Source organism: Mesorhizobium sp. M2A.F.Ca.ET.043.02.1.1, assembly GCF_003952405.1.
Lineage (GTDB): Bacteria > Pseudomonadota > Alphaproteobacteria > Rhizobiales > Rhizobiaceae > Mesorhizobium.
Map to the genome: position 1 here is coordinate 224297 of NZ_CP034445.1, position 20030 is coordinate 244326.

Genomic DNA, 20030 nt, shown 5'->3' on the forward strand with positions numbered 1-20030 from the left:
GGGAACCGGCTTTGGAAAAAATCATGCTCCAACTGAGAGTTAGATCAGCATGACGGTCCAATCAGACGTTGTGCTGATCTAATGCCGCACGCGATCGAAGCGCGACGGCTGGATGTCGGCTATGGCGGCCGGCAGACGGCCGTCAGAGTGCTCGCCGGCCTCGACCTCACCGTGGAGGCCGGTTCCTTCCTGTCGATCCTGGGCCCGTCAGGCTGCGGCAAGTCGACCTTGCTCAGGGTGGTGGCCGACCTGCTCGATCCGCTCGGCGGCACGATCAGCGTGCTTGGCGAGACGCCGCATACGGTGCGCTCGCGGCGCGATGTCGGCTTCGTCTTCCAGGATTCGACCCTCCTTCCCTGGCGCACGGTGCGCGACAATGTGCGCTTGCCGCTTGGCGTCGGCCTGCGCAGCCTGACACGCAAGATCGAGGATCGCAGCACGGAACTGCTTGAATTGATGGGGCTCGGCGCCCTCAGTGAGCGCCTGCCGCATCAGCTCTCCGGCGGCCAGCGCCAGCGCGTGGCGATCGCGCGCGCCCTGCTCAGCGAACCGAAACTGCTTCTGATGGACGAACCCTTCGGCGCGCTGGACGAGATCACGCGCGACCGATTGAACGACGAGCTGTTGGCGCTCTGGCGGCGCAGCGGCACGACCATCCTCTTCGTCACCCATTCGATCGCCGAAGCAGCCTATCTCGGCGAGCGCGTCATCGTGCTGGCCGCCAATCCGGGACGTGTCGTCAAGGACCTCGACATGCGGCCTCTCAAGCAGGAAGGCAATCGCTGCAAGCGCGAGGATGCGGCGATCGTCGCCGCCATGGCCGATCTGCGAACGGCGCTGGAGCGCGCATCGTGAGACAGGCGCCGCTCTCCCCGCACATGACGGCCGCGCTCCCCGTTCTCGGCGCGGCTTCGATCCTGCTCGCCTGGCAATATCTTTTGCCGTTGCTCGGCGTGCCCGCCTATATCGTGCCGACACCGACGGCGATTTTCGGCGTCTTCCAAAGGAATTTTGCGCTCCTCATCGACAATCTGCGGCCGACGCTGATCGAGGCGCTGGCCGGCTTCGTCATCGGCAATCTCGCTGCCGTGCTGCTGGCCGTGCTCTTCGTCCACAGCCGCGTCCTGCAGGCGGCCTATTTCCCGATCGTGCTCTTCTTCAACACCATCCCCATCCTGGCGCTGTCGCCGATCATCATCCTGATCTTCGGCCTCGGCATGACGCCGAAGATCGTCATCGCCGCGGTGATCTGCTTCTTCCCGACGCTGGTGAACATGATCCGCGGCCTCGATTCGGCCAGCGACAACGAACACGAGCTGTTCCGGGTGCTGTCGGCGACGCGCTCGGAGATCTTCTGGAGCCTGCGCCTGCACCGTGCTCTGCCGATGTTGTTCTCGTCACTCAGGATCGCGTCGGCCACCGCCGTGATCGGCGCCATCGTCGGCGAGTGGATCGGCTCGGACAAAGGGCTCGGCGCGCTGATCATCCAGGCGACCTTCAACTATCAGTCCGACCGGCTCTACGCCGCGATCGTTCTTTCGTCATCGCTGTCGATCGCGCTGTTCTGCCTGGTGGTCCTCGTTGAGCGGCGGATCATTAGATATTGAGCCCCGGCCGCCCGTAGGGCCGCCCGAGTTAACAATAGCCTCCGATCAGGCATTCATCGCGCATTTAATCCGCCTGCTGTAGGATGCCGCAGCACAACCAAACCGGGAGACAATTCGTGTTAAGAACTTTTCACGTCTCGATCCGAGCAACGCTGGCCTTCATCTGCCTCGTCAGCTTGGCCGCGGCCGCTACGGCCCTGTTCCCTGCCACCGCGTCGGCACAGCAGCTGCGGCGATGCGCGAATGAGGGCGGTATTTGCCGCCTGCCCTACCCCACGCAAGTGGTCTACGGCGCGCGCGGTCGAATGACCTCCCGGTTTTTCGATCGTCGAGCCGTCCCTTGCTCGAATCGCGTTTTTGGCGACCCGGCCCCCGGCCGCGAAAAGGCCTGTTATTTCGTGGCGCGTGGCGGCGGCTATGGCGATGACAATGATTACGGGGACGATGACTACGGCTCGCGCCCGGACCGCGGCGAATGGGTCGCCTGCGCCAGGGAGGGTGAGTTCTGCGATTTCCGCGGCCGCGCGATGGTCAGATACGGCGCACGTGGCCAATACACGCAGGACGTCTTCAGGAACGGCGTTCGCTGCAGCAACGACGCTTTCGGCGATGATCCCGCTCCAGGCGCTCACAAACGCTGCTACGTCAGGCAGTAGCGACCTGAGCCCTCGACAAGGTGGCGGCCCCGCAGGGGCCCCGCTGCCGCTTAATACAGCCCCGCACGCGCGTTAAATGCGCCGGATAAGCCGATTTTCCGATCGATCCTGTCAAGGATGATGGCGCGAGTGACGGGGCTCGAACCCGCGACCTCCGGCGTGACAGGCCGGCACTCTAACCGACTGAGCTACACCCGCGCACTGACGAGCACGTGTCAGGCGTGTTCGTCGTTGGGGCGGTGGATAAGGGGTTCGTTTGCAGGTGTCAAGCGCGGCATTCAAGCATAACAACAAACAGGAGAAGGTTTTTTGACAACGGCGTCGAGGCTGGGGAAATCCGCCTGATGGCGGGCGCACCGGTCTGTTCATTTGGCCTTGCGAACGCGGCCCTAACTGCTTAAAGGTCCGCGCTCAAGCGGGCGATTAGCTCAGTTGGTAGAGCGCTTCGTTTACACCGAAGATGTCGGCGGTTCGAGCCCGTCATCGCCCACCAGTCCGCCGAACAGCCGATGCAGGACGGCGGAACCGTCGCCGTATCAATCTCCCGACGTTACCAGTTCCAACTGACCACCCCCAGCAGCCTTTCGCCGAGCGGCGTCAGCTTTGCCGTCTCGGCATGCTTCTTCTCCCAGCTGCGCGGATCGCCGGCAAAGCCGGCGCGCTGCGGCGCCTCGCGTTCGCGCCAAGAGCGGATTCGCGCCTCGCGCTCGACAAGATTGCTCTCATCGGCGGGGAACTTGGAGATATACTGGGCCATTCGCACCTTGTCGTCGGACGTGTTCGGCGCCACGCCATGCGCCAGAAGCGAGTTGAAGATCATCAGGTCGCCAGGGAAGAGCTCGAGCTTCTCGATCCTGTCCTCGATCCCTCTCATATCCGGATGATGCGGATCGCGGTCGGCGGGTTGAGTCTTCACCCATTCGTCGAAATGTTCGAACAGATAGGGCACGCATTGGAAGCCGCCGATATCGCCGCCGTCCTGATGGACCAGCGAAAGCACACCCTGCACCGAGATCGGCTTGGGCTCGAGCGAGGTGTCGGCGTCCCAATGGATGAAGCCGGGAGATGCGCGCCTGCCCTTGTTGGGCGTGTTGAGGTTGGCGCGGTCGATGGCGACCCACAGATCCTCCATATCCCAGATATCGACAAAGGCATCATAGACGCGCCGCGCCATGCGGTTATCCCACAGGAACTGATGATTGTAGATCTCGACCATGCCGGCATTGTTGATTTCCTTCAGCGCATAGTCGCGCCGCTGGGTGACGTCCCGGGTCGCCGGATCGTTGGGGTCCTTCTCCTCGAATTCCCAAAGCAGTGCCTTGAGACGCTCGACATTTTCCATTGGCACCGCATCGCGCACGATCACGAAGCCCCGCCTCTGCCAGTGCGCGAAATCGGCGTCCGAAAGCACGCGCAGCGGAAGCACTTTCCTGATCTTGGACAGTTGGGTCGTCGCCCGGCTGGATGTTGGGTGATCGTCCTTAGTGATGTTTTTCGCGTGGGCCATCGATTTCCTCCTCGACGTTGTCCTGTCAAACACGAGGCTAACCGAACGGCGGACATGCATGTTGTCGCTAACAGGCACAGAATGATACTATTCTGGCGTCCATTATCATTCAAACGCCGTTCGAGGCGAATTCTCAGGGGCCGGCTGTGAAGCCATATCTGGAGAAAGTCACCGTCGCCGATGACGCCTCATGGTCGATGGTGCGGGTGCCGCGCGACCCGACCATTCCGTTCGAATGGCACCATCATCCGGAATATGAGCTGACGCTCACGCTCAACTCGCGCGGATGCCGCTTCGTCGGCGACCATGTCGGCGGCTATGACGATGGCGATCTCGTGCTGCTCGGTCCTAACCTGCCGCACACCTGGTCGTCGACGAGCAAGCTCGATGGCGGCAAGCCGCATCTGGTCATGGTCATCTGGTTCCGGCCCGAATGGGCGCGTGGATTGACCGGTCTTCTGACGGAACTGCGACCGGTAGCCGGCCTGCTGCAAAGATCGGCGCGCGGGCTGAAATTCTCGCAAGCTGCGACCGGGCGTGTCAGGGCGCGGATCGAAGCGATCTTCGACAAGCCGCCCGCGGACCGGCTGCTCGACCTGATTGCGGTGCTGCTGGCGCTGGCCGAGGACGACGCGGCCGAGCCGCTCACGGCGCCGTCCCGTTCGCCCCAGTCCACCCTCGCCTCGAGCGGCGCGCGCATAGACCGTGTTCTCGGCCACCTGCACACGCACTATACTGATGAGCTCAGGATCGACCGTGTCGCGCGCCTCGCCGCGCTCAGCCCGTCGGGCTTTCACCGGATGTTCACCCGACACACGCGGCTGACCGTGACTGAGTATGTGACACGGCTGCGCATCGGCAAGGCTTGCGCCCTCCTGACGGAGGGCGACAAGCAGATCGCCCACATCGCCGAGCAGGTCGGCTATCGGTCGCTGGCCAATTTCGGACGTCAATTCAAGGCTTTAAAAGGCCTGACGCCGCGCGAATATCGCGGCAGGTTTGCCAACTGAGGGCCTTCTCGGAACCATTTCAACCTTGTCCCGTTCAGCCCTCGGGTAAAACGGGAGAAGTCAGATGGCTGTGAGATGTCGGATTTCCATCGACGAGGAGAGGGATGTCGACGAGCTCGCTTTCCAGGAATTGCCGCGGGTCGGCGAAAGCGTGTCGATACCGGTCGAGGGAACGAACAGGGACCTCCGCGTCCTTCGCGTCGTGCATATGCCCGGCAGCGAGCAAGGCGCAACGACGATGCTGGAACTGACCAGCAGGATTCTGTAGCGCTATCCAAGCCCGATCAAGGAAATCATTCGCCCAGGACGACGCCGGAAGCGACAATCTGGGCCGTCCGTTCGGTGAGCTTCTGCCGCTTCACGAGCGTGGGTTTTTCGTACGATTTCTTCATCCTGCCGTTCCGGCGTTGCAAACCAGGAGGATGAACGCGCTCGCTTCAGGAGCGTTCCCGGTCAAGGGGCCGCTAATAAACCGGCCGAACTACGAGTTCATGCCTTCGCGAGCAGCGCCTCGACCTCTTGCAATGTCGGCATAGACGGCGCGGTGCCGGGGCGGGTCACCGAAATGCCGGCGACCCCGCAGGCAAAGCGCACGGCCTCCAGCGGCTCGACGCCTTTTGCCAAAGCGGCGGCAAGACCGCCGTTGAAGGCATCGCCCGCCCCGGTGGTCTCGACCACCGGGCCAGCATTGACGGCGCCGACATGCTCGGATCGGTCCTTGCTGTGCAGAAGCGCGCCCTTTTCTCCCAGCGTCACGATGACGGCCCCGACACCCTTGGCCAGCAGAGCGTCGGCGGCGCGGCGGGCGTCGTCGACCGACGACACCTTGATGCCGGTCAGCCCTTCGGCCTCGGTCTCATTGGGCGTGATATAGTCGCAGAGCGTGTAGATGCGGTCCGGCAGGCTCGCGGCCGGCGCGGGATTGAGAATGGTCGTCACCCCTGCCCCGCGCGCGATCTCAAGCGCCTTCAAGGCCGCGTCGATCGGCTGCTCGAGCTGGGTGACGAAGACGCCGGCGGAGCCGATCAGGCCGGCATGCGTCTCGATGTCTGCGGGGGAAATCAGCATCGCCGCGCCCGGGCTGACGATGATGGCATTGTTGCCCGTGCCTTCCTCGACGAAGATATAGGCAGCACCCGTATAGCTGGCCGGCGTGTCGATCACGGCGCTCTTGACGCCAGCATCCCTCCAGGTCTGCTTGGCCATGTCGGCAAAGGCATCGACGCCAAGCCTGGTCAGGAAAGTGATGTCGGCGCCAAGCTTGCCGGCCGCCACCGCCTGGTTCGAGCCCTTGCCGCCCGGCCCGAGCTTGAAGGAATTGCCGAGGATCGTCTCGCCCATGCGCGGCTGGCGATCGGCGCGATAGGCGGTGTCGGCGACGAACACACCGAGGATGACAACAGGCTTGCCGGCGGCCATGTCCTTACTCCGCATCCGGCGGCACGACACCCTTGCGGAAGGCAAAGCAGCCATAGAAGCGGCGCTCGCCGGTCTGGATCACGCAATAGGCCTTCTTGGAGCGCTCGTAGAAAGCGTAGCGCTCGATCGAGATCATCGGCCAGGGCTTGCCCTCGGCCGCATCGATCTCCTTCTGGACCTCCTTCTGCACCGGCGGGATCTCGTTCGGCTTGCCGACGATCTCCATGCGCGCCGCGGCATCGTTGACGAACGTATCCAGCGGATAGAGCGACAGCACCGCCTTCACCGCGTCGGCCGCCGTCGCATCGATGCGCAAGAGCTTGCCGAGCACAGTTTGCCGCGCCACCGAATCGGATGGGAAATTGGTGTCGGCGATGATCAGGTCGTCGCCATGGCCCATCGCCCGCAGCGCCTGGAGCACATCGGCATTGAGCAGCGGATTGATCCCTTTGAGCATGGTTTCCTCCCGGAAGTCTGTGTGCGGTCTGGAGCAATTCCAGGAAAGGCGGTTTTCCGTCCGGAATTGTGTAAAGATCTAAAGTCGCTTGCCGGTTTCGGCGTCGAAGAGGTGGACCTGGTCGAGACGAGGCTTGAGCTTCAGCGCATCGCCCGGCTTGAAGTCGTGGCGCTCGCGAAACAGCGCCACCATCTCGCCCTCGCCGAAGCGCACGAACACCAGGGTTTCCGAGCCGGTCGGCTCGACAACCGAGATCTTGGCCTCGACGCCGTCGGGATGGATCTCCAGGTGCTCCGGGCGTACGCCGTAGACGACGGCCTGACCGTCCTCGCCGGCACTGTTGGCGGGCATCGGGAACGCCGTGCCGGCGATGTCGACGACCGGCTTCTCACCCTTCGACACGGTGCCCTTGAGCAGGTTCATCGCCGGCGAGCCGATAAAGCCGGCGACAAACAGATTGGCGGGCCGGTCAAACAGTTCCAGCGGCGCGCCGACCTGCTCGATGCGGCCGTCGCGCATCACGACGATCTTGTCGGCCATGGTCATGGCCTCGATCTGGTCGTGGGTGACATAGATCGTCGTGGTCTTCAGCCGCTGGTGGAGCTCCTTGATCTCGGTGCGCATCTGCACGCGCAGCTTGGCGTCGAGGTTGGAGAGCGGCTCGTCGAACAGAAACACTTGCGGATTGCGCACGATGGCGCGGCCCATGGCGACGCGCTGGCGCTGGCCGCCCGAAAGCTGGCGCGGGTAGCGCTTGAGATAGGGCGCGAGGTCGAGGATGTCGGCGGCGCGCTTGACCCGCTCGGCGACGACGGCTGGATCGGTGCCGCGCAGCTTCAGCGCGAAGGCCATGTTCTGCTCCACCGTCTTGTGCGGATAGAGCGCGTAATTCTGGAACACCATGGCGATGTCGCGCTTGGCCGGCGGCAGGTTGTTGACGACGCGCTCGCCGATCGAGATCGTGCCGCCGGAAACGGTCTCCAGCCCGGCCACCATCCTCAGCAGCGTGGACTTGCCGCATCCTGAAGGGCCGACCAGCACGACGAACTGTCCGTCGGCGATATCGACGCTGACCTCATGCAGGACCTTGACGGTTCCGAACGCCTTGGCCACACTGCTGATCGCGACTTGAGCCATCGTCTCCCCTTTATCTTTTGATCTTTTGCGGTGAAGCTAGCCATTGCCAAGGGCAACGGCAAGTCGGTACCTTATAGATAAAAAGCCAATCTTGTTGACAAGGTAATCGATTACGCGAATAGTGGCGAGTGCCAATCCGACGCAGGCCTGTTACCCTGAGATCGGAGCTTCGGCGACGCAGGGTGGGGTCCCACGTCCCCGTATGATCGAGGAGAACCGAGAGACGTTTCCACGTCCGAGAGATTGGCACTTCAATTCAATCGCTGTTGTTCTGGGAGGAACCTGTAGATGAGAGTCGACCTGTACGAAAAACTGATGCGCGCCGGCGCCAGCCGCCGCGATGTGCTGAAGGGCGCGGCCTCGATGGCCGCAATCGCCGCCGCCTCCGGCGCCGGGCTCGGCGCGCTGACGCGGCCTGCCGCGGCCGATGACAGCCTGCGGGCGAAGATCCTGCAGATTCCAGGCGTCGGCAAAGGCCAGCCGACCGACGCCGACTTCCAGAAGGTCGGCGAGCTCTGCCTCGAAGCGACCAAGGCCAACGTCAAGGAAGGCGAGTTCGCCGGTGTCGAGCTCACCTTCATGGGCCTCAACAACCAGAACCTGCACAACGTGCTGTTCCGCGGCTTCCTGAAGCCTTGGGAGGCCTATACGGGCGCCAAGATCAGCTGGATCGACCTTGCCCAGGCCGACTACAACGCCCGCCTGCAGCAGTCGATCGCCACCGGCACCGTTGACTTCGACGTCATCGAGATGGGCGCGCCCTTTGAAGGCGATGTCTGCGGCAAGGGCTTGACCTCGGAAATGCCCGACTGGGTCAAAAAGCAGATCGACTTCGACGACCTGGTCAACTATCTCAAGCCGCCGGTCGGCACCTGGAACGGCAAGCAGTATCGCGTGACCATCGACGGCGACGCGCACAATTTCAACTACCGCACCGACGTGTTCTCCGACTCCGAGCTGGCTGCAGCCTGGAAGGCGGACAGCGGCGACAAGGCAGGCCTTGCGGAGTGGGGCGTGCCGAAGACCTGGCAGCAGGTGCAGGCCGTCACCAAGTTCCTGAAGGGCAAGAAATTCAAGGGCCAGGACATCTATGGCTATCTCGACGCGCCCAAGCCCTGGGGCGGTTTCGGCTTCTATTTCCTCGGCAGCCGCGCCACCGCCTATGCCAAGCATCCCGATGACAAGGCCTGGCTGTTCGACGCCGACACGATGAAGCCGCGCGTCAACAATCCGGCCTGGGTGCGCGCCATCCAGGACGTCATCGATGCGTTGCCGTCCGAACCGGCCGATCAGATCAACGCCGATCCGAACACGACCGCCTTCCAGCAGTTCCTGGCCGGCACCGGCTCGATGATCCCCTGGTGGGGCGACGTTGGCTCGAACGTGAAGACCAATGACTCCTCGGTCATCGGCGACGTCACCGGCTTCTCGATCCTGCCGGGCTCCGACGACGTCTATAACTCCAAGACCGGCAAGTGGGACAAGCTCGCCAGCGGCCCGAACTATGCGCCGAACTGCGCTTATCTCGGCTGGGGCGTCTATGTCATGGCCCGCGTCGATTCCGACGAGAAGAAGAAGAAGGCCGCATGGTCGGCCGCCGCGCATCTCGGCGGCAAGGATCTGTCGCTGTGGTGCGCGGCCTATCCTTCCGGCTTCCAGCCCTATCGGAACAGCCATTTCAACATTCCGGAATGGGTGGCAGCCGGCTATGACGAGGCGTTCATCAGCTCGTACCTGAAGTCCGAAGCCGACAGCTACAACCATCCGAACGCGGCGATCGAGCCGCGCATCCCCGGCATCTTTCAGTATTACAGCGCCGCCGAGGACATCCTTGCCAACACCTTCGCCGGCAAGATGAAGGCGCAGGAAGGAGCCGACGCCATCGCCGCGGCCTGGGAAAAGCTGACCGACCAGATCGGCCGCGAAAACCAGGTCAAGCTCTACAAAGCCTCGCTCGGCATGTAGGCTGGTTTATGAGACGTCGCGGCCCGATGGCACACCGTCATCGGGCCGCATCTTTACCGGCCCGGCCGGTTTGATGCGCTAAGAGGCAAGAGTGGCTGAGCAGACTTCGACCGCGAATGCGTGGCCGGCAAATCCGGCCGACCTGATCCCGCAAGGCCGCAAGCGCCTCGGCTGGGGCCTGCTGGCCGTCGCGACGCTCGGCTTGCTGACGATCATCGTCGTGCAGATCCTCTACAAGACCGAGATGTCCACGGTCGGCTTCGACACTTGGCGGCCGGTGATCTATGCCTACATCCTGTGGGGTGCAGCACTCGGTGCCTGGCAGGTGCTGACGCGCGGCGAGGACGGGCAGCGCGCGCTGTTCCTTTTGCCGGCGCTGCTTTTCACCATCGCCATGGTGATCTTCCCGACGCTGTTCGGCTTCTACATCGCCTTGACCGACTGGAATCTCAGTTCGTTTGCCGGACGCAGGTTCAACGGCCTCGACAATTTCTGGCAGATGCTGGCCGACCCCTACTACCGCAATGCGCTGTTCAACATGGTGCTCTATGTGCTTGCGGTGCTGGTCGAATATGTCATCGCCTTCGGCCTGGCGCTGCTGCTCAACGCGCAGATCAAGGCGCGAAAGTTCTTCCGCGTCGTCTTCCTTTTGCCGCTGATGCTGTCGCCGGTGGCGGTGTCCTGGATGGTCGGCAAATCGCTGATGGAATACCGCTTCGGCCCGGCGGCAACGCTGGCGCGCCATCTCGGCTGGGACAATCCCGCCTTCTTCTCCGATCCGATCACAGCCCGCATCTCGATCATGATGCTCGACGCCTGGACCTTCATCCCGTTCGTGATGATCATGCTGCTTGCCGGCCTGCAGGCGATGTCGCGCGAGGTGCTTGAAGCCGCCCGCGTCGACGGCGCGACCGCGTGGCAGACCTTCTGGCAGGTTACCTTTCCGCTCATGCTGCCGGTGTCGGTGACGGCCGTCATCCTGCGCATCATCTTCAAGCTGAAGCTCGCCGACATCATCATCACTCTGACCTCGGGCGGCCCCGGCGGCGCTACCGATTCCGTATCGAGCTTCATCTACCGCGAATATCGCGACCGCTCGAATGTCGGCTACGGCACAATGCTCGCCATGGCCTATCTGATCATCATCGTCGTGTTCGTGACCTGGCTGCTGAAAGTCGCCAGTCGCTTCGTGCGCAACGTCAACTGAGCGGCATCATGAGCGTCCAGACCACCGACTACACCGTTTCTGAGATCCGCTCGCCGGCGGCCTTCATCACCAGCCGCGTCTTCATCTACGGCGCGCTCGTCTTCTGGGCTTTCGTCTGCCTGTTCCCGATCTACTGGACGATCACCACCTCGTTCAAATCGGCGGTCGACGTCACGCAAGGCCATCTCATCCCCTTCGTCGACTTTACGCCGGACTGGAAGGGCTGGCGCTCGCTCGGCCTTTCGCCGGATTCGATCTTCCAGACCTCGACGGTACGCGACGAATTCTTCAAGCGCTTCATGAACTCGGTCATCACCTCGGTCGGCGCGTCGGCGCTTGCCATCATAATCGGCAGCCTTGCCGCCTATGGCCTTGTCCGCTACCGCTACAAATTCGCCTGGTTCAGGAACGAGGACATCTCCTTCTTCTTCCTGTCGCAGCTGATCCTGCCGCCGGTCGTGCTGGCGCTCCCTTTCCTTGTGCTCTATCGCGAAGTCGCCCTCCTCGACACGCGCATCGGGCTCGTGCTGCTCTACACGCTGATGGTGCTGCCGATCGTGATCTGGATCATGCGCGACCAGTTCAACTCCATTCCCGTCGAATTGGAGGAAGCGGCTTTGGTCGACGGGCTGTCGATCTGGGGCGCCTTCTTCCGCATCGTCATGCCGATCGCGCTGCCGGGCATGGTTGCCGCCTTCATCCTGGCGATGGTGCTGTGCTGGAACGAGTATTTCTTCGCCGCGCTTTTGACCTCGACCGACGCCAAGACCATCCCCGTCATGGTGGCGAGCCAGACCGGCTCGCAAGGCATCAACTGGTGGTCGATGGCCGCACTTGCAACGGCGGCGATCGCGCCGCTGGCCATCATCGGCATCGCGCTCGAGCGCTATCTGATCATGGGCATGACGGCGGGCTCCGTGAAGTAGCTGGACCTTTCCTTCCCCCCTTGTGGGGGAAGGTGGCCGCGCAGCGGCCGGATGAGGGGTGTTCGAGGGAACGCCGACGTCTCACTCCGCTGGAACACCCCTCATCCGTCTCGGCGCTGCGCGCCGATTCACCTTCTCCCACAAGGGGAGAAGGAAGAACCGCGCCTATCGCACCAGGATGGCCCTCAAATGATCAAGGATCATGGCGACGCCGATCTTGCCGAGGCCTGCCGAGGCCTCCGCCGCGTCTTTCGTGTACCAGCCGGTGTTGTCGGCCAAATGCTTCTCGTCCACGGCCTCGGGGCATAACGCCAGCATCAGCGAGGTTTCGCCTTTGCCGGCATGGTCGAACGGGTATTTGCCGTTCATCGCGGCCGGCATCAGCGGATGCACCTGCACCCAGTTGAAGACGTTCTCGCCCTTGGCATGGCCGGCATAGTAATCGGCCATCGTGTTCGACCCCCACCAGCCCTCGCCGCGTTCCTTTTCCAGGAAGCGGAAGATCGCCTGGCGGCCGGCAGTCTTGAAGGCGAGGTCGGTCGGCATGCCGGCCACGAAATTCTCGGTCTGGTGGTGGATGATGGCGTGGATGTTGCGGAAGCCGATGCGCAGCAGCCCGTAGAACAATTCCTCCGCGAATGGCGAAAGCACCGGACCACCGACCTGCACCGAGCCGCTGCCTTCCGGCGCCGCCACCGCATAGCTTGCCGCGCCGTAATAGAAGGGCGGCAGGATGACGAGGTCCCTCTCCTTCTCGATGAGTTCCACCGTCTTGATGACGGCCAAAGTGTCCATCCCGACCGCCATGTGCTCGCCATGGTATTCGAGCACGCCAAGCGGCAACACGACCGGCCAGTTCTCCTCGATCGCCTTGCGGATCTGGTGCGGCAACATCAGCTCGTAGCGCATGCCCTACTCCATATTGGTGTGCCTGGCGCGCATGGCTTCCGGCCTCGCATTGGTCAGCGCCTGAAGCCTCAGCACCATGATCTCGAACAACAGGAACAGCGCGCCTTCGAACAGCGAGCCCATTGGCAGCACCGAGCTTCTTGCCGCGCCCTGGTCGCTGGCCATGGTCTGCGCCGGAATGACCAGCGTGAAGTCGGCGAGTTTCGCCGCGCTGCCTGCCGGTTCGGCCGTCAGGAGCAGCACCTTCGCGCCGGCATCGCGGGCAACCCGCATCAAGGTCAGCACCGTGGTGGTCTCGCCCGGCCCCGAGCTCGCCAGGAAGACGTCGCCCCGCCCGAGCGGCGGCGTGGTCATGTCGCCGACCACCGAAACCGGCAGGCCGAGATGATAGAGCCGCATGGCAAAACCCTTCACCTGCAGGGCCTCGCGGCCGCAGCCATAGACGGCGATCCTGCCGGCGCCGGCCAGCATGGCGCAGGCCGCGTCGATCCGGGCTTCATCCGTGCGCGCCAGCACCGCGCCAAGCTCGTCCAGCGCGGTCGCGAACATGCCGGATCCGGCTTTGCTCATGGAATGGCTCACCCTGTCTGCGCGATGTCGCGTGTCTCTACGGATTCGGCGGCTCGCAGGCCGCGAAAGGCTTGTTTTTGTTCATGCTACCATTGCGAAAATCGCTGTCCAACGAGCCTCGGCACTTTTGCTGGGCCACCGGCGTGATAGTGTCATGTCAGACAAATCACTCCGGGACATCGTCAGACATGAAGACACGGCATTTCGACCGCATCGGCAATGGCGGCATCACCTTCACCGAACTCGGCTTCGGCACGGCGCCGCTCGGCAATCTCTATCGCGCCATCTCCGACGAGGACGCCAATGCCACCTTGGAAGCGGCATGGAAGGCTGGCTGTCGCTACTTCGATACGGCGCCGCTTTACGGCCTCGGCCTGTCGGAAACCCGCCTCAACCCTTTCCTGCGCGGCAGGAAGCGCGACGACTATGTGCTGTCGAGCAAGGTCGGCCGCATCATGCGCGTTGCCCCGCCGGACCAGCGCACCGGCATCGGCAAATTCTTCGAGACGCCGTCGCGCCGGGAAGTCTACGACTACTCCTACGATGGCGTCTTGCGCTCCTTCGAGGCCTCGCTGGAACGTCTTGGCGTCGACCGCATCGACATCCTCTTCGTGCACGACGTCGACATCTTCACCCATGGCAGCAAGGAAGCCTCGGATGCCCGCATCGCGGAGTTCATGTCGTCCGGCTATTACGGGCTGCTTTCGCTCCGCGACCAGGGCGTGATCAAGGCCTTCGGCGGCGGCATCAACGAATGGCAGGTCGCGCAGACGCTCACCGAACGCGGCGACTTCGACCTGTTCCTGCTCGCCGGCCGCTACACGCTGCTCGAACAGGAAGCGCTGCAGTCCTTCCTGCCGCTTTGCCAGAAGCGCGGCATCGGCATCGTGCTGGGCGGTCCTTACAATTCCGGCGTGCTGGCCACCGGGCCGAAGCCCGGCGCCTTCTACAACTACAGCGAGGCGCCGAAGGAGATCCTGGATCGCGTCGCGCGTATCGAGACCGTCTGCAAGCGCCACAATGTGCGCCTGATCGAGGCGGCGCTGCAATTCCCGCTGCAGCATCCTTCGGTGATGTCGGTGATCCCAGGCGGCCAGCGGCCTGTAGAGGTCGAAAGCAACCGCGCGCTGCTCGACACCAAGTTACCGGCTGCACTCTGGGCGGATTTGAAACAGGAAGGCCTGATGCGCGCCGACGCGCCGACGGCCTGAGCCGGTTGCCTGTCACCTGAAAAAAGAAAAGCCGGGCAAGCCCGGCTTTTCTGCTCTTAAAGAAAAAGGTCTTAGTTGACCGCGTCCTTGAGGCCTTTGCCGGCCGAGAACTTCGGCACGGTGCGCGCCGGAATCTTCACTTCCGCGCCGGTCTGCGGATTGCGGCCGGTCGAAGCAGCACGTTTTGACACGGTGAAATTTCCGAAGCCGACAAGCCGGACATCGCCGCCCTTCTTCAGTTCGCCAGTGATCACGGAGAACACCGCATCGACGGCTGACTGCGCATCAGCCTTCGAAATGCTTGCGGAGTCGGCGACAGCGGACACCAGTTCGTTCTTGTTCATCAAAATTCCCTTCCATGAGAAAACCGGAACTTACGACTCATCCGGCAGGAAACGGACTTTAGAAAGAAGCGATCCGGAACCCAAGCCCAAAAACCGCGGAATTCCGGGCTTTTTTGCATTTTTTCGTGGCTTTTTCACATGAAAAAGCCGGGCCCAAGGCCCGGCTTTCTCTTTGTGCACTGCAACTTTAACTTTTGTTAGTGCGCGAGCGACTTTCCGGCATCGTCGCCGCTGTCGACCGGAGCCGGCGCATTAACCGGCTCCACCCACTCGATCGGCTCCGGCATCCGGGTGAGCGCGTGCGCGAGCACCTCGCCGACCCGCGAGACCGGAACGATCTCCATGCCGTTCTTCACATTGTCCGGAATGTCCGCCAGATCCTTGACGTTCTCTTCCGGGATCAGCACCTTCTTGATGCCGCCGCGCAATGCCGCGAGCAGCTTCTCCTTGAGGCCTCCGATCGGCAGGATGCGGCCACGCAGCGTGATCTCGCCGGTCATCGCCACATCGGCCCGGACCGGGATACCCGTCAGCACTGACACGATGGCCGTGGCCATCGCGGCACCGGCGGACGGGCCGTCCTTCGGGGTAGCGCCTTCCGGCAAGTGGACATGGATGTCGCGCTTGTCGAACAGCGGTGGCTCGATGCCGAAATCGAGCGCCCTGGAGCGGACATAGGAAGCCGCCGCCGAGATCGATTCCTTCATCACGTCGCGCAGATTGCCCGTCACCGTCATGCGGCCCTTGCCGGGCATCATGACGCCTTCGATCGTCAGCAGCTCGCCGCCGACTTCCGTCCAGGCAAGACCCGTGACCACGCCGACCTGATCGTCGGCCTCGACCTGACCGAAGCGGAAGCGCGGCACGCCAAGATAATCGGCGAGGTTTTCCGCCGTGATCTTCACCGTCTTCTTCTTCGTCCGCAGGATCTCGGTCACCGCCTTGCGCCCGAGCTTCATCAGCTCGCGCTCCAGGCTGCGCACGCCGGCTTCCCGCGTGTAGGTCTGGATGATGCCGCGGATCGCATCCTCGCCGACCGAGAATTCGTTCGGCTGCAGGGCATGATCACGGATCACCTTTGGCATCAGGTGACGCTTGGCGATCTCGATCTTCTCGTCCTCGGTGTAACCGGCGATGCGGATGATCTCCATGCGGTCCATCAGGGGCGCAGGGATGTTCAGCGTGTTCGCCGTCGTCACGAACATCACGCTCGACAGGTCGTATTCGACCTCGAGGTAATGGTCCATGAACGTCGAGTTCTGCTCCGGATCGAGCACCTCGAGCAGGGCCGATGACGGATCGCCGCGGAAGTCCTGGCCCATCTTGTCGATCTCGTCGAGCAGGAAGAGCGGGTTGGACTTCTTGGCCTTCTTCATCGACTGGATGACCTTGCCGGGCATCGAGCCGATATAGGTCCGCCGGTGACCGCGGATCTCGGCCTCGTCACGCACGCCGCCGAGCGCCATCCGGATGAACTCGCGGCCGGTCGCCTTGGCGATCGACTTGCCGAGCGAGGTCTTGCCGACGCCGGGCGGTCCGACGAGGCACAGGATCGGCCCCTTCAGCTTCTTCTGCCGGCTCTGCACGGCAAGATACTCGACGATGCGCTCCTTGACCTTGTCGAGGCCGAAATGATCGGCGTCGAGCACGTCCTGCGCATAGTTGAGGTCCTGCTTGACCTTGGAGTTCTTGCCCCACGGGATTGACAGCAGCCAGTCGAGATAATTGCGCACCACCGTCGATTCAGCCGACATCGGCGACATCGACCGCAGCTTCTTCAATTCAGCTTCCGCCTTCTCGCGGGCCTCCTTGGAGAGCTTGGTCTTCTTGATGCGCGCCTCGATCTCGGCGGCCTCGTCGCGGCCGTCCTCGCCCTCGCCGAGCTCCTTCTGGATCGCCTTCATCTGCTCGTTGAGGTAGTACTCGCGCTGCGTCTTCTCCATCTGGCGCTTGACGCGCGAGCGGATGCGCTTCTCCACCTGGAGCACGGAGATCTCGGCTTCCATGAAGCCCATCGCCTTCTCCAGACGCTCCTTCACGGAAAGCGTGGCGAGCATCTCCTGCTTCTCGGGGATCTTGATGGCGAGATGCGAGGCAACCGTGTCGGCGAGCTTGGAATAGTCGTCGATCTGGCTGGCGGCACCCACCACTTCGGGCGAGATCTTCTTGTTCAGCTTGACGTAATTCTCGAAGTCGGTGACGACCGAGCGGGCAAGCGCCTCGATCTCGACCTCTTCCTCTTCCGGTTCGGCAAGCGCCGTGGCGCGGGCCTCATGGAAATCGGCGCGGTCGGTGAACGAGACGATCTTGGCGCGCGAGGCGCCCTCGACCAGAACCTTCACGGTGCCGTCGGGCAGCTTCAAGAGCTGCAGCACATTGGCGAGCGTGCCGATGTCGAAAATCGCATCGGGCTCAGGATCGTCGTCGGCTGCATTCATCTGGGTGGCGAGCAGGATCTGCTTCTCCTGACCCATCACCTCTTCCAGCGCCTTGATCGACTTTTCACGGCCCACGAAGAGCGGAACGATCATATGCGGGAACACGACGATATCGCGCAGTGGGAGGACTGCGAAAACGCCGTCGCCGGAAGCCTTGGATATCTTGGCCATTGTCCAACCTTTCATGTCGCGGCCGCTTATTTTAGCCAACCGCGAATCTCATATTAACGACCGAGTGTCGTTCCGCCTACCACCGTTTGTGACGGGAGTTTTACAGCACAGAATTCGGCGCCTCGGCCTTCTGCTGTTAGGTGGATGCAGCCGGGGCAAAGATCAAGGGTTAACACGGTCGCTCGACCCGTTCCATCGCATATCCGCGCCCCGTTGACAGCAAAACGGCGCCACGCGGGCGCCGTTCCATGAAAATGACGGGTCCAGTGCCATTTCAGGCGCTGACATTGCCCTTCTTTTCCTTCTGCTCGGAATATATGTAGAGCGGCCTTGCGTTGCCGGACACCACCTCTTCCGAAATCACCACTTCGCGCACGCCTTCCAGCGCCGGAAGCTCGAACATCGTATCGAGCAGGATCGCTTCCATGATGGAGCGCAGGCCGCGCGCGCCGGTCTTGCGCTCAATCGCGCGCTTGGCGATCGCCGACAGCGCGTTCTCGTGGAAGGTCAGATCGACATTCTCCATCTCGAACAGCCGCTGATACTGCTTGACCAGCGCGTTCTTCGGCTCGGTCAGGATCTGGATCAGCGCCGGCTCGTCGAGGTCTTCCAGCGTCGCCAGGACCGGCAGACGGCCGACGAATTCCGGGATCAGGCCGAATTTCAGCAGATCCTCGGGCTCGACCTGGCGGAACAGGTCGCCGGTGCGGCGATCCTCCGGCGAGGCCACGGTCGCGCCGAAGCCGATCGAGGTCTTGCGGCCGCGATCCGAGATGATCTTGTCGAGGCCCGCGAAGGCGCCGCCGCAGATGAACAGGATGTTGGCGGTGTCGACCTGCAGGAACTCCTGCTGCGGATGCTTGCGGCCACCCTGCGGCGGCACCGAGGCGACCGTGCCTTCCATGATCTTCAGAAGCGCCTGCTGAACGCCCTCGCCCGACACGTCGCGGGTGATCGAGGGATTGTCCGACTTGCGCGAGATCTTGTCGATTTCATCGATATAGACGATGCCGCGCTGGGCGCGCTCGACATTGTAGTCGGCCGACTGCAACAGCTTCAGGATGATGTTCTCGACGTCCTCGCCGACATAGCCTGCCTCGGTCAGCGTCGTGGCGTCGGCCATGGTGAAGGGCACGTCGATGATGCGGGCGAGCGTCTGCGCCAGCAGCGTCTTGCCGCAGCCGGTCGGGCCGATCAGCAGGATGTTCGACTTTGCCAGCTCGACGTCGTTGTTCTTGCCGGCATGCGCGAGGCGCTTGTAGTGGTTGTGCACCGCCACCGACAGCACGCGCTTGGCGTAGGGCTGGCCGATGACATAGTCGTCGAGGACCTTGAGGATCTCCTGCGGGGTCGGCACGCCCTCGCGCGACTTCACCATCGAGGTCTTGTTCTCCTCGCGGATGATGTCCATGCAGAGCTCGACGCACTCGTCGCAGATGAAGACGGTCGGTCCGGCGATCAGCTTGCGGACTTCGTGCTGGCTCTTGCCGCAAAACGAGCAGTAAAGCGTGTTCTTTGAATCACCGCCGCCGTTGCTGACCTTGCTCATTTTTCTGTCCTTTCACCAACGCCCGCCGATGGTCTGGCTTTCAGTGACGTCTCACCAATCTATCGCGGGAATCCGCCCCCGCCAGTGTCCCGGCTCACACAGCGCATTCTGTACGAAACACGAAATCAGAAAACGCGGCAATGATTCGCTGCAACCCCATTCAAAGCTAAGCCGTCGAAAATCAACATAGCCTTAACGTAGGCAATCCCAACGCCTGAGGGAACAGCCAAATGTGGCCGAAATGCCGCAAGCCGCGCCAAAACCGAGTTATGCTGTCGTTTGTTGCCGAAATCAGGCTGAAGCCGTGGCTGTCTCGGCGGCCTCGCGGCTCGAGATGACCTTGTCGATCAGACCGAAATCCCGGGCCTCGTCCGCGGTCATGAAGTGGTCGCGGTCGAGCGTCCGCTCGATCTCCTCATAGCTCTTGCCGGTATGCTTGACATAGACCTCGTTCAAGCGGCGCTTCAGCTTGATGATGTCCTGCGCATGACGTTCGATGTCCGACGCCTGACCCTGGAAGCCACCGGACGGCTGGTGGACCATGATCCGGGCGTTCGGCGTGGCGAAACGCATGTCCTTGTGGCCGGCGGTCAGAAGCAGCGACCCCATCGAGGCGGCCTGACCGATGCAGAGCGTCGACACGGCCGGTTTGATGAACTGCATGGTGTCGTAGATCGCCATGCCCGAGGTGACGACGCCGCCCGGCGAATTGATGTAGAGGTTGATTTCCTTCTTGGGGTTCTCCGCCTCGAGGAACAAAAGCTGTGCACAAACCAGCGTCGCCATCCCGTCCTCGACCGGACCGGTGATGAAGATGATGCGTTCCTTCAAGAGGCGCGAGAAAATGTCATAGGCGCGCTCGCCGCGATTGGTCTGCTCGACCACCATCGGAACGAGGTTCATGTAGGTTTCAACGGGGTTCTTCATGGACTACCCTTGTTGGAGAT

20 protein-coding genes and 2 tRNA genes are annotated in these 20030 nt (G+C 62.6%); 10 read left to right on the top strand and 12 right to left on the bottom strand.

Going from position 1 to position 20030, the window contains the following annotated elements; all coding sequences use genetic code 11:
- Positions 1-81 precede the first annotated feature (81 nt).
- The 3 genes from EJ068_RS01080 to EJ068_RS01090 all read left to right on the top strand — a co-directional run bounded on the left by EJ068_RS01080 (position 82) and on the right by EJ068_RS01090 (position 2263).
- Positions 82-855: an ABC transporter ATP-binding protein gene (locus EJ068_RS01080; RefSeq protein WP_128315149.1), complete on the top strand. Its 774-nt coding sequence runs from the start codon at positions 82-84 to the stop codon at positions 853-855.
- On the top strand, positions 852-1607 hold the full coding sequence (locus EJ068_RS01085) for an ABC transporter permease (RefSeq protein WP_126082451.1): 756 nt from the start codon (positions 852-854) through the stop codon (positions 1605-1607). Before EJ068_RS01080 ends, EJ068_RS01085 begins: the two co-directional genes overlap by 4 nt.
- Positions 1608-1723: 116 nt before the next feature.
- Complete coding sequence (locus tag EJ068_RS01090; RefSeq protein ID WP_348639306.1) at positions 1724-2263, top strand: hypothetical protein; 540 nt, start codon at positions 1724-1726, stop codon at positions 2261-2263.
- 121 nt (positions 2264-2384) lie between these two features.
- Here EJ068_RS01090 and EJ068_RS01095 read toward each other — a convergent pair.
- Positions 2385-2461 (bottom strand) — tRNA-Asp (locus EJ068_RS01095).
- Between the two features lie 219 nt (positions 2462-2680).
- Here EJ068_RS01095 and EJ068_RS01100 point away from each other — a divergent pair.
- Positions 2681-2756: transfer RNA gene (locus EJ068_RS01100), tRNA-Val, on the top strand.
- Between the two features lie 57 nt (positions 2757-2813).
- Here EJ068_RS01100 and EJ068_RS01105 read toward each other — a convergent pair.
- Positions 2814-3770 (bottom strand): phytanoyl-CoA dioxygenase family protein, encoded by a 957-nt coding sequence (locus EJ068_RS01105; protein WP_127386414.1) that lies wholly within the window; start codon positions 3768-3770, stop codon positions 2814-2816.
- A 146-nt stretch (positions 3771-3916) separates the two neighbouring features.
- Here EJ068_RS01105 and EJ068_RS01110 point away from each other — a divergent pair, with 146 nt between their 5' ends.
- Positions 3917-4780, top strand: a complete 864-nt coding sequence (locus EJ068_RS01110) for an AraC family transcriptional regulator (RefSeq protein WP_127251590.1) — start codon at positions 3917-3919, stop codon at positions 4778-4780.
- Positions 4781-4844: 64 nt separating this feature from the next.
- A complete protein-coding gene (locus tag EJ068_RS01115; RefSeq protein ID WP_126082448.1) occupies positions 4845-5048 on the top strand; it encodes a hypothetical protein in 204 nt (67 codons plus the stop codon).
- A gap of 25 nt (positions 5049-5073) precedes the next feature.
- On the opposite strand, the gene EJ068_RS32460 is transcribed toward EJ068_RS01115, so the two are convergent.
- The 4 genes from EJ068_RS32460 to ugpC form a co-directional block, all read right to left on the bottom strand.
- Positions 5074-5172, bottom strand: coding sequence for a putative RiPP precursor (locus tag EJ068_RS32460; protein ID WP_189342102.1), 99 nt, complete (start codon positions 5170-5172; stop codon positions 5074-5076).
- Between the two features lie 97 nt (positions 5173-5269).
- Complete coding sequence (gene rbsK, locus EJ068_RS01120) at positions 5270-6199, bottom strand: ribokinase (protein ID WP_127251589.1); 930 nt, start codon at positions 6197-6199, stop codon at positions 5270-5272.
- Between the two features lie 4 nt (positions 6200-6203).
- The gene (locus tag EJ068_RS01125) at positions 6204-6656 is read right to left on the bottom strand and encodes an RbsD/FucU family protein (protein WP_127251588.1); all 453 of its coding nucleotides are present in this window, start codon (positions 6654-6656) and stop codon (positions 6204-6206) included.
- Positions 6657-6734: 78 nt separating this feature from the next.
- Positions 6735-7793, bottom strand: coding sequence for a sn-glycerol-3-phosphate ABC transporter ATP-binding protein UgpC (ugpC, locus tag EJ068_RS01130; RefSeq protein ID WP_127251587.1), 1059 nt, complete (start codon positions 7791-7793; stop codon positions 6735-6737).
- A gap of 288 nt (positions 7794-8081) precedes the next feature.
- Here ugpC and EJ068_RS01135 point away from each other — a divergent pair, with 288 nt between their 5' ends.
- The 3 genes from EJ068_RS01135 (at position 8082) to EJ068_RS01145 (ending at position 11891) form a co-directional block, all read left to right on the top strand.
- Positions 8082-9758, top strand: a complete 1677-nt coding sequence (locus EJ068_RS01135; protein ID WP_126082444.1) for a sugar ABC transporter substrate-binding protein — start codon at positions 8082-8084, stop codon at positions 9756-9758.
- Between the two features lie 91 nt (positions 9759-9849).
- Positions 9850-10965 carry a sugar ABC transporter permease gene (locus EJ068_RS01140; RefSeq protein WP_127251586.1) on the top strand — a complete coding sequence of 372 codons (1116 nt, stop codon included), beginning with the start codon at positions 9850-9852 and terminating at the stop codon, positions 10963-10965.
- A gap of 8 nt (positions 10966-10973) precedes the next feature.
- Positions 10974-11891, top strand: coding sequence for a carbohydrate ABC transporter permease (locus EJ068_RS01145; RefSeq protein ID WP_042644446.1), 918 nt, complete (start codon positions 10974-10976; stop codon positions 11889-11891).
- A gap of 165 nt (positions 11892-12056) precedes the next feature.
- Here EJ068_RS01145 and EJ068_RS01150 read toward each other — a convergent pair whose 3' ends face one another.
- The gene (locus tag EJ068_RS01150; protein ID WP_127251585.1) at positions 12057-12800 is read right to left on the bottom strand and encodes a creatininase family protein; all 744 of its coding nucleotides are present in this window, start codon (positions 12798-12800) and stop codon (positions 12057-12059) included.
- Positions 12801-12803: 3 nt separating this feature from the next.
- Complete coding sequence (locus EJ068_RS01155; RefSeq protein WP_127251584.1) at positions 12804-13370, bottom strand: SIS domain-containing protein; 567 nt, start codon at positions 13368-13370, stop codon at positions 12804-12806.
- Between the two features lie 188 nt (positions 13371-13558).
- On the opposite strand from EJ068_RS01155, the gene EJ068_RS01160 reads away from it, so the two are divergent.
- Positions 13559-14581 carry an aldo/keto reductase gene (locus EJ068_RS01160; protein ID WP_127251583.1) on the top strand — a complete coding sequence of 341 codons (1023 nt, stop codon included), beginning with the start codon at positions 13559-13561 and terminating at the stop codon, positions 14579-14581.
- A gap of 71 nt (positions 14582-14652) precedes the next feature.
- Here the strand turns inward: EJ068_RS01160 and hupB are convergent, their stop codons facing one another.
- The 4 genes from hupB to clpP all read right to left on the bottom strand — a co-directional run bounded on the left by hupB (position 14653) and on the right by clpP (position 20010).
- Positions 14653-14925 (bottom strand): DNA-binding protein HupB, encoded by a 273-nt coding sequence (gene hupB, locus EJ068_RS01165; RefSeq protein ID WP_027166452.1) that lies wholly within the window; start codon positions 14923-14925, stop codon positions 14653-14655.
- 197 nt (positions 14926-15122) lie between these two features.
- Positions 15123-17534: an endopeptidase La gene (gene lon / locus EJ068_RS01170; RefSeq protein WP_112127684.1), complete on the bottom strand. Its 2412-nt coding sequence runs from the start codon at positions 17532-17534 to the stop codon at positions 15123-15125.
- 274 nt (positions 17535-17808) lie between these two features.
- On the bottom strand, positions 17809-19083 hold the full coding sequence (gene clpX, locus EJ068_RS01175) for an ATP-dependent Clp protease ATP-binding subunit ClpX (RefSeq protein WP_040981372.1): 1275 nt from the start codon (positions 19081-19083) through the stop codon (positions 17809-17811).
- Between the two features lie 291 nt (positions 19084-19374).
- Positions 19375-20010 carry an ATP-dependent Clp endopeptidase proteolytic subunit ClpP gene (clpP, locus tag EJ068_RS01180; protein WP_126082438.1) on the bottom strand — a complete coding sequence of 212 codons (636 nt, stop codon included), beginning with the start codon at positions 20008-20010 and terminating at the stop codon, positions 19375-19377.
- Between the last annotated feature and the right edge of the window lie 20 nt (positions 20011-20030).